15 protein-coding genes are annotated in these 16,270 nt (G+C 74.0%); 9 read left to right on the top strand and 6 right to left on the bottom strand.

Features of this window, described 5'->3' with window-relative positions; all coding sequences use genetic code 11:
- Positions 1-23 precede the first annotated feature (23 nt).
- From murJ to SM418_RS33530, 4 genes are all read left to right on the top strand, one after another.
- Positions 24-1,685: a murein biosynthesis integral membrane protein MurJ gene (murJ, locus tag SM418_RS33545; RefSeq protein WP_371945460.1), complete on the top strand. Its 1,662-nt coding sequence runs from the start codon at positions 24-26 to the stop codon at positions 1,683-1,685.
- Positions 1,678-2,877: a glycosyltransferase family 4 protein gene (locus tag SM418_RS33540; protein ID WP_371945461.1), complete on the top strand. Its 1,200-nt coding sequence runs from the start codon at positions 1,678-1,680 to the stop codon at positions 2,875-2,877. The genes murJ and SM418_RS33540 overlap by 8 nt, the downstream gene beginning before the upstream one ends.
- A gap of 257 nt (positions 2,878-3,134) precedes the next feature.
- Positions 3,135-4,148, top strand: a complete 1,014-nt coding sequence (locus SM418_RS33535) for a TerC family protein (protein ID WP_371945462.1) — start codon at positions 3,135-3,137, stop codon at positions 4,146-4,148.
- A 77-nt stretch (positions 4,149-4,225) separates the two neighbouring features.
- A complete protein-coding gene (locus SM418_RS33530; RefSeq protein WP_371945463.1) occupies positions 4,226-6,436 on the top strand; it encodes an acyl-CoA dehydrogenase family protein in 2,211 nt (736 codons plus the stop codon).
- Positions 6,437-6,635: 199 nt separating this feature from the next.
- Here SM418_RS33530 and SM418_RS33525 read toward each other — a convergent pair whose 3' ends face one another.
- Positions 6,636-6,980, bottom strand: coding sequence for a hypothetical protein (locus SM418_RS33525; RefSeq protein ID WP_371945464.1), 345 nt, complete (start codon positions 6,978-6,980; stop codon positions 6,636-6,638).
- A 123-nt stretch (positions 6,981-7,103) separates the two neighbouring features.
- Between SM418_RS33525 and SM418_RS33520 the strand changes: the two genes are divergently transcribed.
- From SM418_RS33520 to SM418_RS33505, 4 genes are all read left to right on the top strand, one after another.
- Complete coding sequence (locus SM418_RS33520; protein ID WP_371945465.1) at positions 7,104-7,538, top strand: hypothetical protein; 435 nt, start codon at positions 7,104-7,106, stop codon at positions 7,536-7,538.
- Complete coding sequence (locus SM418_RS33515) at positions 7,535-8,404, top strand: AAA family ATPase (protein ID WP_371945466.1); 870 nt, start codon at positions 7,535-7,537, stop codon at positions 8,402-8,404. Before SM418_RS33520 ends, SM418_RS33515 begins: the two co-directional genes overlap by 4 nt.
- Position 8,405: 1 nt before the next feature.
- Complete coding sequence (locus SM418_RS33510) at positions 8,406-9,797, top strand: vWA domain-containing protein (protein ID WP_371945467.1); 1,392 nt, start codon at positions 8,406-8,408, stop codon at positions 9,795-9,797.
- A gap of 127 nt (positions 9,798-9,924) precedes the next feature.
- A complete protein-coding gene (locus SM418_RS33505; RefSeq protein ID WP_371945468.1) occupies positions 9,925-11,517 on the top strand; it encodes an adenylate/guanylate cyclase domain-containing protein in 1,593 nt (530 codons plus the stop codon).
- On the opposite strand, the gene SM418_RS33500 is transcribed toward SM418_RS33505, so the two are convergent.
- The 5 genes from SM418_RS33500 to SM418_RS33480 all read right to left on the bottom strand — a co-directional run bounded on the left by SM418_RS33500 (position 11,514) and on the right by SM418_RS33480 (position 15,585).
- Positions 11,514-12,260 carry an RlpA-like double-psi beta-barrel domain-containing protein gene (locus SM418_RS33500; RefSeq protein ID WP_371945469.1) on the bottom strand — a complete coding sequence of 249 codons (747 nt, stop codon included), beginning with the start codon at positions 12,258-12,260 and terminating at the stop codon, positions 11,514-11,516. The genes SM418_RS33505 and SM418_RS33500 overlap by 4 nt on opposite strands.
- Positions 12,261-12,311: 51 nt before the next feature.
- Positions 12,312-12,941 (bottom strand): MBL fold metallo-hydrolase, encoded by a 630-nt coding sequence (locus SM418_RS33495; RefSeq protein WP_371945470.1) that lies wholly within the window; start codon positions 12,939-12,941, stop codon positions 12,312-12,314.
- A complete protein-coding gene (locus tag SM418_RS33490; RefSeq protein ID WP_371945471.1) occupies positions 12,941-14,026 on the bottom strand; it encodes an S-(hydroxymethyl)mycothiol dehydrogenase in 1,086 nt (361 codons plus the stop codon). Before SM418_RS33490 ends, SM418_RS33495 begins: the two co-directional genes overlap by 1 nt.
- A 150-nt stretch (positions 14,027-14,176) precedes the next feature.
- The gene (locus SM418_RS33485) at positions 14,177-14,752 is read right to left on the bottom strand and encodes an ATP-binding protein (RefSeq protein ID WP_371945472.1); all 576 of its coding nucleotides are present in this window, start codon (positions 14,750-14,752) and stop codon (positions 14,177-14,179) included.
- Between the two features lie 167 nt (positions 14,753-14,919).
- Positions 14,920-15,585, bottom strand: a complete 666-nt coding sequence (locus SM418_RS33480) for an MBL fold metallo-hydrolase (protein ID WP_371945473.1) — start codon at positions 15,583-15,585, stop codon at positions 14,920-14,922.
- Between the two features lie 188 nt (positions 15,586-15,773).
- Here SM418_RS33480 and SM418_RS33475 point away from each other — a divergent pair, with 188 nt between their 5' ends.
- Complete coding sequence (locus SM418_RS33475; protein ID WP_371945474.1) at positions 15,774-16,265, top strand: hypothetical protein; 492 nt, start codon at positions 15,774-15,776, stop codon at positions 16,263-16,265.
- Positions 16,266-16,270 lie beyond the last annotated feature (5 nt).

Raw genomic sequence — 16,270 nt, 5'->3', positions numbered from 1 at the left:
GCCCCCGCGGAACGTCCACGAGCGTGACCCCTCCCGAAACGTCCTCCCCGGCCCGCCGCTCCTCGGCCGTCCGCCGGATGGCCGGCGGCGTCGCGGGCGCGGCCGTCGTCATCGCGGTCATCACGGTCCTGGCGCGGCTGGCCGGGTTCGGGCGCACCTACGCCTTCTCCCAGACGGTCACCACGTCCTGCCTGAGCCAGGCGTACTTCACCGCGACGCAGTTCCCCAGCATCGTCTACGAGATCGTCGCGGGCGGCGCGCTCGCCAGCATGGTCGTGCCGGTGCTCGCCGGGCCCGCCGAGCGCGGCGACCGCGAGCAGGTCCGCCGGATCGGGTCGGCGCTGCTGACCTGGATCGTCGTGCTGATGGTGCCGCTGTCGGCGCTGATGGCCCTCGGCTCCCGCCCGATCATGGAGCTGCTGGTCGGCGACGAGCTGAAGGGCTGCTCGCGCGGCGGCATCGTGGACGTCGGCTCCAGCATGCTCGCGATCATGTCGGCGCAGATGGTGATGTACGGGATGGCGGTCGTCCTGTACGGGCTGCTGCAGTCGCACCGCCGGTTCGTCGCGCCCGCGCTGGCGCCGCTGATGTCGAGCCTCGTCGTGATCGGCGCGTACGTCGCCTACTCGCCGCTCGGCCGCGGCCACGAGAACGACCTTGCTGGCCTGCCGCGGGCCGCGGAATTGACGCTGTCGATCGGGACGGCGCTCGGCGGCGTCGCGATGGCCGCGACCGCCGGGATCGCGGCGTGGCGGCTGAAGCTCGGCCTGCGCCCGACGCTGCGCTTCCCGGACGGCGTGGCGCGGCGGGTGCGGCGGCTCGCGGTCGCGGGCCTCGCCACGGTCGCGGCGCAGCAGTTGTCGGCGCTGCTGGTCGTCCGGCTCAGCTACAGGGGCACGGGCGGCGCGCTCGCCAACTACCAGTACGCGTGGGCGATCTACCTGCTGCCGTGGGCGATCCTGGCGGTGCCGATCGCCACGAGCGCGTTCCCGCTGCTGTCGGCGCGGATCAGCGCCGGCGAGCAGGAGCGGTTCGACCGGGTCACCGCGTCCACGACCCGCGCGGTGATCCTGGTGTCGTGCGCGGGCGCCGCCGTGCTCGCGGCCGTCGCGGTCCCGGTCGCGGCGGTGTTCAACCCCGGCCATCCCGACCAGCAGGAGGTGCTGTCGCGGGCGGTGCTCGCGTTCGCGCCGGGCCTGCTCGGGTACGGGCTCGTCGCGCACCTCGGACGCGTCCTTTTCGCGTGCCACAAGGGACGGATGGGCGCGGCGGCGGTCGTGACGGGCTGGGTGGTCGTGATGGTCGCCGATGTGGCGCTGGTGCTGTCGGTCGAGCGGCAGTGGGTGGTCGCGGCGCTCGGCATCGGCAACGCGGCCGGGATGACCGTCGCCGGTGTGCTGCTGCTCGGCACGCTCGTCCGCGCGCGGGGCGCCGCGTCCGCTCAGGGCCTCCCGCGAGCTCTCGCGGCGGGGGTGCTGGGCGGCGCCGCCGGCGGCGGCGCCGGATACGCGGTCGCCGCGCTGCTCGGCCCCGGCGGCACCGGCGCGGCCGGTGAGCTGCGCAACGTCGGGACGGGGGCGCTGGCCGCGCTGGCCGCCGGCGCGGTGTTCCTGATCATCGCTTTCGTGATCGACGGGCGCGACCTGCGCGCCGTCCTCACCCGGAAGGTGACACGCAATGGCTGACAACCGGGACCTGGACGGATTGCGCGTCGCGCTCGTCCTCGGCACCAGCGCGGGCGGTGTCGGGCGGCACGTCCGGTCGGTCGCGCAGGGCCTCGCCGGGCGCGGCGCCCGGGTCCTCGTATGCGGGCCCGCCGGGACCGAGGAGCAGTTCGGCTTCGGCGGCGCCGGCGCACGGTTCGCGGAGGTCGACCTCGCCGACAGGCCCCGCCCGCTGCACGACGCCAGGGCCGTGGTGCGGCTGCGGTCGCTGCTGCGCGGCGCCGACGTCGTGCACGCCCACGGGCTCCGGGCGGGGGCGCTCGCCGTGGCGGCGGGCGCGCGGGTCGCGCCGGGGCCGCTGCGGTTCTCGCGGGGCGGGCCGCCGCTGGTCGTCACCCTGCACAACACCGTCATCACCGGCGGGCGGACGGCCGCCGTGTACGGGGCGCTGGAGCGCGTCGTGGCGCGCGGCGCGGCCCGCGTCCTCGGCGTCTCGCCCGACTTGGAGGAGCGGATGCGTTCGCTCGGCGCCGGGTCGGTGGGCCACGCGATCGTGCCCGCCCCGGCGCCGCGGGCCCAGCCGGGCCCGGCGGTCCGCGCCGACCTGCGGGCCGAGCTGGGCGTGGGGGAGCGGCCGCTGATCCTCACGGTGGGCCGGCTCGCCGAGCAGAAGGGCCTGCCCGCGCTGCTGGACGCCGCCGCGGTCTGGGCGGGACGCACCCCGCCGCCGCTCGTCGCGATCGCCGGCGACGGCCCGCTGGAGGACGACCTGCGCGCCCGGATCGAGGCCGAGGACCTGCCCGTCCGGCTGCTCGGCCGCCGCTCCGACGTCCCCGGGCTGCTGGCCGCCTGCGACGTGGCCGTGGTGCCGAGCGTGTGGGAGGGGCAGCCGCTGATCGTCCAGGAGATCCTGCGGGCCGGGCGGCCGCTGGTCGCCACCCGCGTCGGCGGCATCCCCGGCATGGTCGGCGCGGCGGAGCGGCCGGCGGGCGGGGCGCTGCTGCAGGGGCCGGAGAGCGACGCGGCGCTGCTGGTGCCCGCGGGCGACGCGGAGGCGCTGGAACGCGCGGTGAGCCGCGTCCTGGACGACCCGTCGCTCGCCGCGCGGCTCGGCTCGGCCGCGGCCGCGCGGTCGGCGCTGCTGCCGGGCGAGGAGGACGCCGTCGACCAGCTCGCGAGCATCTACCGGGAGCTGACCGGCACGCGCCGCTGAGGCCGCACGGTCCGGTTGCCGCAGGCTGTTGGACGCGCTGAGGGGGGACGGGGTTCGGAACGAGTTCGAGAAAGCTCGCCGGACCGGGAACGCCCCCCGCCCGGCTCTCGTTCAAGTAGGCAAGTGGAGGGGAGTATCCCCGCGCGCGGTTCTCGTCAATACGGTCGGTCCGTACCGGCCCGGGTTCCGCGGCCCGCACGTTTCATCAGGGCGGGAGAGACCTCCAGCGCTCGTTCGTGTCCGCTGGAGGGGTTCACGTGTCCGTCTCACCCATGGTGTGGGGCCTGACCATCGCAGGCATCCTCGCCGTCATCGCCGCCGACCTGTTCCTCATCCACCGGAACGACACGCGGGAGTTCACCACCCGCAGGGCGGCGTTCTGGTCGGCGATCTACATCGGCCTCGCCGTGCTGTTCGGGATCGGCGTCTGGATCTTCGCCGGCGGCCGGTACGCGGGCGAGTACTTCGGCGGGTTCGTCACCGAGAAGAGCCTCAGCGTCGACAACCTCTTCGTCTTCATGGTGATCCTCACGCGGTTCGCCGTGCCGAAGCAGGCGCAGCACACCGTGCTGATGGCGGGCATCGTGATCGCGCTGCTGCTGCGCGGCCTCTTCATCGCGGTGGGCGCCGCGGCGATCTCGACCTTCACGTGGGTCTTCTTCATCTTCGGCGCGTTCCTCATCTGGACCGCGATCGGGCTGGTGCGCGGCGACGACGAGGACGAGTTCAAGGAGAACCGGCTGCTGCGGTGGGCCAAGCGCGTCATCCCCACGTCCGACGAGTACGACGGCAGCCGGTTCGTCACCCGGGCGAACGGCCGCCGGCTGATGACGCCGATGGCCATCGTGATGATCGCGATCGGCTCGACCGACGTGCTGTTCGCGCTGGACTCCATCCCGGCGATCTTCGGGCTGACCACCGAGCCGTACCTGGTCTTCACGGCCAACGCGTTCGCGCTGATGGGGCTCGTCCAGCTGTACTTCCTGATCGGCGGGCTCACCGACCGGCTGGTCTACCTCGCGCACGGGCTGGCGTTCATCCTCGGCTTCATCGGGGTCAAGCTGATCTTCCACGCGCTGCACGAGTACGGTGTCGCCTGGGCGCCGGAGATCCCGATCTGGCTGTCCCTCGCGGTGATCGCCGGAACCCTGACGGCCACCACCGTGGCGAGCCTCGCCGCCGGTCGCAAGCCCTCCGGCAAGGGGCTGCACGAGCCTCTGCGCGAGGTCGGGGCGGACGAGCCGGACGTCGGCGCGACACGCGAGGGCTGAGAGCCCGGCCGCTTCTCCCACGGGCCCGAATGCTGTTCTAGAATCTCGGTCAAAAGGGTCTGAGAGAGGGTTATCGCATGGCCATCGGGCTGACCGAGGAGCACGAGGCGCTCGCCGAATCGGTGCGCGGCTTCGCCGAGCGCAACATCCCCGCGACGGCCGTCCGGGCCGTGCTCGACGCCGACGAGGAGACCAGGCCGGGGTTCTGGCCCGCCCTGGCGGAGCAGGGCCTGCTCGGCCTGCACCTGGCCGAGGAGCACGGCGGCCAGGGCTACGGCCTGCTGGAGCTGTCGGTCGTCCTGGAGGAACTGGGCCGCGCCGCCGCGCCCGGCCCGTTCCTGCCGACCGTCCTCGCGAGCGCCGTCATCGACGCGTCCAGCAACGCCAAGCTGCGCGCGGAGCTGCTGCCCGCGCTCGCCGACGGGTCGAAGACGGCCGCCGTCGCGCTCGACGGCGCGCTGACCGGCCGCCGGGACGGCGGCTCCCTGGTCGTGTCCGGCACGTCGGGGACGGTGCTCGGCGCCGCGCTCGCCGACGTCGTCGTCCTGCCGGTCGCGGCGGACGACGGCGAGCAGTGGGTCGCGGTCGACGCCGCCGACCTCACCGTCACCCCGGTCGCGAGCCTGGACCGGGTCCGCCGCGTCGCCGCCGTCGAGGCGTCCGATGTCGCCGTCGCCGCCGACCGCGTCGTGGACGGCGTCACCGCCCGCCGGGTCAGGGACATCGCCGCCGCGCTGTTCGGCGCCGAGGCCGCCGGCCTCGCCGGCTGGCTGGTCACGACCGCCGCCGAGTACGCCAAGGTCCGCGAGCAGTTCGGCCGCCCGATCGGGCAGTTCCAGGGCGTCAAGCACAAGGCCGCCCGCAGCCTGATCGCGCTGGAGCAGGCCCGCGCCGCCGCGTGGGACGCCGCCCGCGCCATGGACGTGGGCCCCGATGCCGCCGGGGAGACCGAGGCGCACTTCGCGGCCGCCGTCTCCGCCGTCATCGCGCTCGACGCCGGAGTCCAGACCGCCCGCGACGCCATCCAGATCCTCGGCGGGATCGGCTTCACGTGGGAGCACGACGCGCACGTCTACCTGCGCCGCGCCCTCACGCTGCGGTCGCTGCTCGGCTCCTCCAAGGACTGGGCCGCCGAGGTCGCGAGGCTCGCGCTGGACGGCGGCCGCCGCGAGGTCGTCCTCGAACTCGACGCCGCCGCCCAGCCGCTGCGCGAGCGCATCCGCGCCGAGATCGCCGAGATCGCCGAGGTGGCCGCGGCGCAGGACACGGCCGCGCGGCTGGGCGACGAGGGCTGGACCGTCCCGCACTTCCCGAAGCCGTGGGGCCGCGAGGCCGGGCCGGTGGAGCAGATCCTCATCCAGCAGGAGCTGAAGGCCGCGAAGGTCAAGGCCCCGAACCTCGGGATCGGCGCGTGGCTCGTGCCCTCCCTCGTCCGCTACGGCTCGGACGAGCAGAAGGAGCGGTTCCTGCGCCCGACGCTGCGCGGCCAGATCGTCTGGTGCCAGCTGTTCTCCGAGCCGGGCGCCGGCTCCGACCTCGCGTCCCTGTCGATGAAGGCGGAGCGGGTCGAGGGCGGCTGGAAGCTCACCGGCCAGAAGATCTGGACGTCCCTGGCGCAGCACGCCCAGTGGGGCTTCTGCATCGCCCGCACCGACTTCGACGCGCCGAAGCACGACGGCATCACCTACTTCCTCGTCGACATGAAGGCCCCGGGCGTGGACGTCCGCCCGCTGCGCGAGCTGACCGGCGAGGCGCTGTTCAACGAGGTCTTCCTGGACGGCGTCTTCGTCCCGGACGAGCAGGTCGTCGGGGAGGTCGACCGGGGCTGGCAGGTGGCGCGGAACACGCTCTCCAACGAGCGGGTGTCGCTGTCGACCGGCGGCGGCCTCGGCATGGGCGTCCCCGAGCTGCTCGCGTTCTTCGGCGGCCGGGAGCTGGACGCCGTCTCCACCGCCGAGGTCGGCAGGCTCGTCGCGCAGGGCCAGTCGATCGACCTGCTCGGCCTGCGCACCACCCTCAAGCAGCTGAACGGGGTGGAGCCGGGCGCGGAGGCCAGCGTCCGCAAGCTCCTCGGCGTCCAGTTCAACCAGGACGTCGCCGACTACTGCTGGGCGGCGCAGGGCACGGCCGCCGCCACCGAGGTCCCCATGGCCGAGAGCGGCATCGTCGCCCGCGCCATGCTGTTCAGCCGCGCGATGACCATCTACGGCGGCACGACGGAGGTCCAGCTGAACATCATCGGCGAACGCCTTCTCGGCCTGCCCCGCGACCCCGAACCGGGCAAGTAGAGCTCGGCGCGGGCTTGGAGCTCAGCCACCGTTCACGGGTCGGGCGACCGGAGGGCGCACTGCGCCCGGAGGTCGTCCGACCCGCCGACGCAGGCGACCGCAGCGACGCCGCGCATGCCGGGGCGGGCAGGGCAGACCGCGACGGCGGCGTGAGGATCGCCTGCGTCGCAACGGGGTTCCAGGGGGTCGCCCCCCTGGGTCAACGAGGACGGAAGGCGTAGGTGAAGTTCACGAGGACGACGCCGGCGAGGGCGAGCAGGAGGCCGGGCAGGCCCGCGTTGGCGACGCCGATCGCGCTCAGCGGGATCGCGGCGAGCAGCGAAAGCACCGCCATGGCCAGGCTGTGATCGTGCTCGCCGCCGCGCCGCGGCTCCGGCGCCGGACGGGGCCGGAGCCGCGGCGCGGCGGCGGTGCGCGCGTCCAGGGCCGCTTCGATGCGGTCCACGACCGTCTCGACGAAGGCGTCGTCGTAGTCGGGGCCGAGCTCGCGGCGGGCCGCCATCGCCGCCGTGAGATCCTCGCGGGGCAGCCGTGGGGTGGTCATGCCTCCGTTATAGGCGGCCCGCCCCGCCGGACGCCTCACCCCGAGGTGCGAACCGTCGGGTACGCCTCAGGTACCACGCGGAATAAACTGCCGCTTTCTCCCCCCGATCGCCCGGAGGTTCCCGTGACCCGTCCGATGGTCCTCGGCGCCTGTGCCGTCGCCGTGCTCGCGCTCGCCGGGTGCGGCGGGGCCGGGAAGAAGGACGCCGCGGGCGCGGATCCGTCGGCGGCGGCCACGACGATGGCGCCGCTGCCGGCGGTGAAGCCCTCCGACGTGCAGCCGCTCGTCGGACGCTGGGTCGGCACGGCCAAGGACTACTTCCAGTTCACGGCCGACGGCAGCGGCGTGTGGGTGCGGAACGGGCGGAAGCTGTGGAGCGGCGCGGTCATCCCTGAAGGCGGCGGCGAGTTCCGCTTCTCGTGGAACGGCGGCGACCCGCAGACCGCGTCCTACTGGGGCGTCTCCCTGGAGGACCGCACCACGCTCGTCTTCCCCGTCACGAACCAGAAGTACAAGAAGGTCGTTTCGAAACCGGGCGCGAAGAAGGGCAACGGATGACCGACGGAATGTTCGCCTCGCCGGCCGACGTGGAGGTCAGGCTGGCCGGGGTCAGCTACCTCGCGGACGAGTCGATCGCCACGACCGTGTACCTCGCGCAGGCGCTCGGGAAGCCGCTGCTCGTCGAGGGCCCGGCCGGGGTCGGCAAGACCGAGCTGGCGAAGGCCGTCGCGGCGGCGACCGGCGCGGAGCTGATCCGGCTGCAGTGCTACGAGGGGCTGGACGAGGCCCGCGCCCTCTACGAGTTCAACTACAAGAAGCAGCTCCTCGCCATCCAGGCGGCCCCGGCCGACCGGGCCTGGCAGGAGACGCACGAGGACATCTTCTCCGAGGAGTTCCTGCTGGAGCGGCCGCTGCTGGCGGCGATCCGGCGGACCGGGCCGACCGTCCTGCTGATCGACGAGGCGGACAAGGCCGACGTCGAGGTGGAGGGCATGCTCCTGGAGGTCCTGTCGGACTTCCAGGTGACGATCCCCGAGCTCGGGACGGTGGGCGCGGTGCGGCGCCCGTTCGTGCTCATCACCTCGAACGCGGCGCGGGAGCTGTCGGAGGCGCTCAAGCGCCGCTGCCTCTACCTGCACCTGGACTACCCGGCGCCCGAGCGGGAACGCGACATCGTCCTCGCGCAGGTGCCGGGGATCGAGGCGGAGCTGGCCGAGCAGCTCGTCCGCACCGTCGGGACGCTGCGCGACCTGGAGATCAAGAAGGCGCCGTCCATCGCGGAGACCGTCGACTGGGCGCGCACGCTGCTCGCCCTCGGCCTGGACGACCTCGACGAGGCCGCCGTCGCGCGGACCCTCGGCGTCGTCCTCAAGCACGCCTCCGACCAGGAGCGCGCCGCCCGGGAGCTGGGGCTGCGGGGCTGAGATGGCGTCCCTCGTCGACCGGCACACCGGGTTCGTGGCGGAGCTGCGCAGGGCGGGGCTGCCGGTGTCGGTGGCCGAGGGCCTGGACGCGGTCCGCGCCATGCAGGCGATCGACCTGCTCGACCGCGAGTCGCTGCGCGCCGCCTACGCCGCGACGGTCGTCAAGCGTGCCCAGCACCGGCCGACCTTCGACACGCTCTTCGACCTGTGGTTCCCCGCGGCGGTCGGGGACGGCGCGGGTGCTCCGCCGGAGCGCCGCGCGCGGACGCTGGACGACGACGGGCGTCCCGTCCCGCCGGCCCTGGACCCGCGGGTGCAGGCCCGCCGCGACGAGCTGGCGGAGCTCCTGCTTTCCGGCGACGACGCGGGCCTGCGGCAGTTCGCCCGCCTGGCCGTCGCCGAGTACGGGCGGACCCCCGGGCAGGCGTCGTGGTTCTCCTCCGGCGTCCTGAACGCGCTGTCGCCCGAGACGCTGATGGCGCGGCTGCTCGCCGCCGTCCTCGGCGGGCAGGAGCGCGGCGGGATGGCCGAGCGGGTCGCGCGCCGGACGTTCCGCGACCGCGTCACCCGGTTCCAGGAGCTCGTCGCGGCCGAGGTGCGGCGCCGCATCGCCGAGGACACCGGCGTCGAGCGGACCGCCCGCGTCACCGTCCGCCCGCCGCTGGAGCGGCTCGACTTCGCCGCCGCGAACCGGGCCGAGATGGAGGCGCTGCGCCGCGAGGTGCGTCCGCTGGCCCGCAGGCTCGCGTCCCGGCTGGTGCAGAAGCAGCGGCACGGCAGGCGCGGCCGGCTGGATTTCCGCCGGACGGTCCGCGCGTCCCTCGCCAGCGGGGGAGTGCCGCTCACCACCCACCACCGGCCGCGACGCCCGCACAAGCCGGAGCTGGTCGTGCTGTGCGACGCGAGCGACTCGGTCTCGGCGTTCGCGCACTTCACGCTGCTGCTGACGTTTGCGCTGCGGGAGCAGTTCAGCAAGGTCCGCGCGTTCGCGTTCATCGACGCCACCGACGAGATCACCAAGTACTTCGCGCCGGGCACCGACGTGGTGGACGCGATGGCGCGCCTCGCCGCCGAGGCCGACCTCGTCTGGATCACCGGCCGCTCCAACTACGGCCACGCCATCAAGGTGTTCGACGACAAGTACCGCGACGCCGTCACGTCCAAGACGTCGCTGCTGGTCCTCGGCGACGCGCGCTCCAACTACGGGGAGCTGTCCCTGCCGATCCTGCGGTCGATGGTGGAGCGCGCCCGGCACGCGTACTGGCTCAACCCCGAGCCGCGCGACCGGTGGGACACCGGCGACTCCGCGGCGTCCCGCTACGGCGAGCTGCTCCCCATGTTCGAGTGCCGCAACCTGACCCAGCTCGCCGCCTTCATCGAGGAGCTGGCGTAGGGGCCCGGTCGGAGCAGTGCCGACCGGGCGTGCCTGCCGCGATGCGCACCCGAATGAGCGATTCCTCCCCGAGGTCGCGCAGGGGGGATGGGGATATGGCGGATTTGACCGGCTAATCTGCACGCTCATGGAGACCGAAAAGGCGAAGCCTGCGCCACGGCCCAGGCGAAGCCGGCCCGGTTTCCTGTGGCGGCTCGTCGACGGCGCCCCCGGCGACTCCCGCGCGCAGATCGCCCGCCGGGCCCGGATCCTCGTGACGATCGCCACCGGGCTGGCCAACCTCGGCGGCGCGCTCGTCGTCCTCGCGTTCACCGTCATCGTCCCCGACCCGGTCGGGCACGTCTCCGAGCGGCTCCGGTCCGTCAACCTGATCGTCTTCACCGCCTACGTGTCCGCGGCCGTGCCCGTGGGCCTGCTCCTCGGCGAGCGGTTCTTCCGCCGCGTCCGCCGGCTCGTCGAGCGGCACGGCGAACCCGACCGGCACGAGCGCGCCCTGCTGCTGTACGGGCCGCTCCGGCTGATGGCCCCGCACCTGACCCTGTGGGGCATCGGGACGGTCGGCTGGGTCATCGTCAACGCCCCGTTCTCCGGACTGCTCGCCGTCAAGCTCGGCCTGACCAGCCTGCTCGGCGGCCTCACCACCTGCACGATCGTCTACCTGCTGGCCGAGCGGCTGCTGCGCCGCGCGGTGACCACCGCGCTGCACAGCGAGCTGCCGAGCCGCACCGGGCTGCCCGGCGTCGTCGCCCGCTCCGTGCTCGCCTGGGGGCTCGGCACCGCCGTCCCGATCCTCGGCCTGATCACCCTTGCCATCGGCTCCTTCGTGATCGCCGAGGTCACCGTGCGGGACTTCGCCATCGCGGTGCTCGCGCTCGGTGGCATCGCCCTCATCGTCGGGCTCGGCGTCACCTACACCGCCGCCCGCGCCATCGCCGACCCGGTCGAGTCGGTGCGGCTCGGCCTCGCCCGCGTCCAGCGCGGCGACCTGGACGTCGAGGTGCCCGTCTACGACGCCAGCGAGGTCGGGCTGCTGCAGGCCGGGTTCAACCACATGGCCGCCGGGCTGCGCGAGCACGAGCGGCTCCGCGACCTGTTCGGCCGGCAGGTCGGCGCGGACGTCGCCCGCGTCGCCGTCGAGCGCGGCATCGACCTCGGCGGCGAGCTGCGCGAGGTGGCGGTGATCTTCGTGGACATCCTCGGCTCCACCCGGCTCGCCGCCGACCGGCCGCCCACCGAGGTCGTCCGGCTGCTGAACGACTTCTTCGCCGTGGTCGTCGAGGTCGTCGGCGCGCACGGCGGCTGGATCAACAAGTTCGAGGGCGACGCCGCGCTCGCCGTGTTCGGGGCGCCGCTCGCGCTGGACGGACTGCCCGGCCGCGCGCTCGCCGCGTCCCGGGAGCTGGCCGTGCGGCTGCGCGAGGACGTCCCCGAACTGCGGGCGGCGGTCGGCGTCTCGGCGGGCGAGGCCGTCGCCGGGCACATCGGGGCCGAGGAGCGCTTCGAGTACACGGTGATCGGCGACCCGGTGAACGAGGCCGCCCGCCTCACCGACCTGGCCAAGAACACCGGTGAGCGCGTCCTCGCGGCGGGCTCCCTGGTCGCGCGGGCCGATCCGGAGGAGGCCGCCCGGTGGTCGCTCGGCGAGGAGGTCACCCTCCGGGGCCGGACGCAGGCCACCCGGCTCGCCTCGCCCCTCCCGTCCGAGCGCGTCCCCTCCTAGGACGGGCCGAGGGTCGCGCCGTTCAGCGTCGTGTAGAAGGGCGACTCGGACAGCCGCGCGTCCTTCTCCTCACCGATGTAGACGTCGGCGTGGTTCTCGCCCCCGTATCCCGGTCGAAACAGGTCTACGACCGTCCAGCGAGCCTTCTGGAACCCCGCGCACACCTCGCCCTCGATCGGGCGGCCGTCGCCGTCCCTGCCGCAGCCGACGATCGCGAACCGCCGGCCCCGGGCCAGGACCGACTTGTCGGCCGCCGCCGACGCCCACGGCACCAGCGGACGGCCCCGCGAGTCGCGCGTCGTGTCGTCCAGCCAGAAGCCGACGCTGTGCGACCAGTTCAGGTACCGGCCCCGCTGCGGCCCGCCGGTGATGCGCCCGCTGCCCTCCATCTGGACGACCTTCAGGAAGTCCGCCGGATACGACCCGAGCGGCGCCTTCCCGTGCGAGCAGTGGAAGCGGGCACAGCCCCGCACGGCCTTCCGCTCGCCGTCGTAGAGGCTTTCGAGCGCCGTGTAGTAGGTGGTGACGCGCCACCCTCCGGCCCGCCCGAGCGGCTGCGGCCTCGTCGTCGGCTGCGCCGTCGCGAACGGTGCGGGCTCGGGCGTGGGCTCGGGTGCGGGGGTGGGTGCGGCCGGCGGCGGGACGTATCCCGCCGCCTCTTCGCTGCTCTGGCCGCACCCCGCCAGCGCCGCGCCCAGCATCGCGCCGCCCAGCGCGAGGGCGAGCGGTGCCGTGCGTCGCATCGCACCCTCCCCGATCGGGACGCCAGTCCGCCACCGGGGACACTACCGGGGTCAGTGCCCGCGGGCGATCCACTCGTCCAGGTGCGGGGCCTCCGCGCCGATGGTGGTCGAGTCGCCGTGCCCGGTGCGGACGGTCGTCTCCGCCGGCAGCGTCAGCAGCCGCTCCCGGATGGAGTCGATGATCGTCGGGAAGTCGGAGAACGACCGGCCCGTCGCGCCCGGCCCGCCGTTGAACAGCGTGTCGCCGGAGAACACCGTGCCCAGCGCGGGCGCGTGCAGGCAGACCGCGCCGGGGCTGTGGCCCGGCGTGTGCAGGACGGTCAGCCCGGTGCCCGCGACCGTGATGACCTGCCCGTCGGCGAGGTCGCCGTCGGGGCTGGTGTCCGGATGCTTCTGCTTCCACAGCATCAGGTCGTCCGGATGCAGCAGGATGGGCGCGCCCGTGCGGGCCTTCAGCGCGGGCGCCGCGTCGATGTGGTCGTCGTGCCCGTGCGTGGACACGATCGCCACGAGGCGCCGTCCGCCGACCGCCGCCGCGATCGCGTCCGCGTCGTGCGCCGCGTCGATGACGATCGCCTCGCTGTCGTCGCCGACGATCCAGACGTTGTTGTCGACGTCCCAGGTGCCGCCGTCGAGCGAGAACGTCCCGGACGTGACGATGTGGTCGATGCGCGCCGCCATCAGAGCATCACCACCGAGCGCAGCACGTCGCCGTGGTGCATCTTCTCGAACGCCGCCTCCACATCGCCGAGCCCGATCGTCTCGGAGACGAACGCGTCCAGGTCCAGGCGCCCCTGGAGGTAGAGGTCGATGAGCATCGGGAAGTCGCGCGAGGGCAGGCAGTCGCCGTACCACGACGACTTCAGCGACCCGCCGCGGCCGAACACGTCCAGCAGCGGCAGCTCCAGCCTCATCTCGGGCGTCGGGACACCGACGAGCACGACCGTCCCGGCGAGGTCGCGCGCGTAGAACGCCTGCTCGTAGGTCTCCGGGCGGCCGACCGCGTCGACGACGACGTCCGCGCCGAACCCGCCGGTCAGCTCGCGGACCGTCTCGACGACGTCCTTCTCCCTGCCGTTGACGGTGTGCGTGGCGCCCAGCGCGGACGCGGTGGTCAGCTTCCGCTCGTCCAGGTCCACCGCGATGATCCTCGCGGCGCCGGCCAGCCGGGCGCCGAGCACGGCCGCCGCGCCGACGCCGCCGCAGCCGATGACCGCGACGGAGTCGCCCCGCCCGACCTGCCCGGTGTTGATCGCCGCGCCGAGCCCGGCCATCACCCCGCAGCCGAGCAGCCCCGCCACCTCGGGCTTGGCCGCCGGGTCGACCTTCGTGCACTGCCCGGCGTGGACGAGCGTCTTGTCGGCGAAGGCTCCGATCCCGAGCGCCGGCGACAGCTCGGTGCCGTCCTCCAGCGTCATCTTCTGCGCGGCGTTGTGCGTGTCGAAGCAGTACCAGGGACGCCCCCGCAGGCACGCCCGGCACTGCCCGCACACCGCGCGCCAGTTCAGGACGACGAAGTCGCCCGGCGTCACTTCGGTGACCCCGTCGCCGACCGACTCGACCACCCCGGCGGCCTCGTGGCCGAGCAGGAACGGGAACTCGTCGTTGATCCCGCCCTCGCGGTAGTGCAGGTCGGTGTGGCAGACCCCGCACGCCTGGACCTTGACGACCGCCTCCCCGGGACCGGGGTCCGGGACGATGATCGTCTCGATCCGCACCGGCTGTCCCTTGCCCGGTGCGACGACCCCGCGTACCTGCTGCGCCATGCTGCCGCCTCCCTTCGTCCGATCTTCTCGTCCGATCTTCTCGTCCGATCTTCTCGTCCGATCTTCTCGTCCGATCTTCTCGTCCGATCTTCTCGTCCGATCTTCCCCGACCCTACCCAGCCACCCGGCCGGGCCGCCGGTGCCGCCTGCTCAGCTGAAGTGGATGGCCTGGAGCTTGTCGGCGGCGTCGCGGTCGAGGACGGTGACGCCGGCGGCGGGCGGGAGGGGGGCGCCGCCGCGGGCGCGGTCGATGAGCGGGCGCCAGCGGCGGCAGTGGCGGTTGAAGGCGGTGGAGGTGACGACGCGGCCGCGGGCGAACTGGCCGGCGCGGGCGGTCTCGGGGGCGACGTCGATGAGGATCAGGTGCAGCCGGCCGCCGCGCCGGCGCGCCAGCCAGGCGAACAGGTGCAGGATGTGCGGCCAGGTGCCGCGCGTGTGCGCGACGACGCCCTGCCCGCTGAGGATCGCGCGCCCGATCCGCCACACGTGGGTGGCGTGGACGAGCGGGGTGCGCAGCCGCACGGGGAGGGGCCGCAGGAACCGCGCCCACCAGTTGCGGGACTGCCGGGAGTCGATCACCAGGGCGCCGCCCGCGGGCACCGGTTCCGTCTCGTCGCCCCGCAGCCCGTAGAGCCGGTCGAGCAGGGTGCTCTTGCCCGCTCCGGGCAGCCCGGCGACGAGTACCAGCGAGCCCGCCGGGTAGCGCAGGGCGGGTCCCGGATCCACTTCGTGGATTTCGTGGATGGTCGTCTCCTGGTTTCGGCCCGGTGGTGAAGGGGCCAACGAACACCCCGCACCGCTTGTTCCGGCCCGCGCGTACCGGCCTCGCGCGTCACCGGCCCGCGCGTCACCAGCCCGCGCGTCACCAGCCTCGCGCGCCACCAGTCCGCGCGTCACCAGCCTCGCGCGCGCCACTCCGGGAGCGAGGGACGCTCGCGGCCGAGCGTCGAGTCCTTGCCGTGGCCGGGGTAGAACCAGGTGCCGTCGGGGAGGCGGTCGAAGAGGCGCTCCTCCACGTCGGAGAGCAGCTGCTTGAAGCGGGTCGGGTCGCCCCAGGTGTTGCCGACGCCGCCCGGGAAGAGGCTGTCGCCGGTGAACAGGTGCGGGCGGTCGGCCAGCTCGCCGCCGGCGTCGTACAGCAGCGCGATCGAGCCGGGCGTGTGGCCGCGCAGGTGGATGACGTCCAGGGACACCCGCCCGAACCGGACGGTGTCGCCGTGCTCGACGGGTTCGGCGACCGGCTCGGGCAGCGACTCGGCGTCGCGGGGATGGGCGACGACCTGGGCGCCGGTGGCGCGCACCACCTCGCCCAGCGCCATCCAGTGGTCCTGGTGGCGGTGCGTGGTGACGATGCGGGACAGGGGACCGTCGCCGACCAGCTCCAGCAGCCGGGGCGCCTCGTTCGCCGCGTCGATCAGCAGCTGCTCGCCGGTCGCGGTGCAGCGCAGCAGGTAGGCGTTGTTGTCGTAGGGGCCGACGGCCGCCTTCGTGATCGTCAGCCCCGGCAGCTCCCGGACGTCGGGGCGTCCGCCGGTCTCGACGTTCCCGGTGTAGCTCATGGGGTCCTCCCCGTCGGTAGTGCGAAGACCATCCTCCATCATCGCGCGCCGCAGGGTGACCGTGGACCGCAGGGCGGTTGAGTCACCAGACGCAGCACGACCGTGCGCTCACGGACGGACATTTCAGTCTTGCCACTGCAGCATGGGAATTGGAAGATCAGGTTCGACCCCGTGAGGACGGTGAAGCGTTGGTTACCGCATTCCGTCCCGGACCGGGCAGGGAGCAGCCGGAGGACCTCCTCGGGCACGCCTGCACGCTGGTCCGGCTCTGCGGCCGGGACTCCGCCGTCGCCGCGGTGGTGCTCGCCCTCGTCCTGACCGGGACCGTGTCCCGGCTCGCGGCCGGCCTGCCCGGCCTCGCCGCGCTGGCGCTGCTGCCGGTGCTGGCCGGGTCGTTCGCGGTCTCGGCCGGCTACGCGGTCCGGTCGCGCCGCACGCTGCTGTCGGTGCTCGGCGACGTGCGCGCCCGCACCGGCTCGCCCCTCGACCCGGGCGTGCCGTGGACGCCGTTCGGGTCCGCGATAGCGCTGGACGACCGGGTCCGGGACGTGGAGCTGCGCCGGCTGCTGTCGGCGGCGCACCGCTGCGGCGAGCTGTCCTGGCAGGCCGTCGCGTGGGCGGCGGCGACCTCCGTGCTGTTCCTCTTCTGGACGCTGGCGGCGGCGATGGCGGGAGGGTGACCGGA

Source organism: Actinomadura chokoriensis (assembly GCF_041463665.1).
Lineage (GTDB): Bacteria > Actinomycetota > Actinomycetes > Streptosporangiales > Streptosporangiaceae > Spirillospora > Spirillospora chokoriensis_A.
Note: the sequence above shows the minus strand (reverse complement) of the source record. Positions and strands in the feature narration are given on the sequence as shown.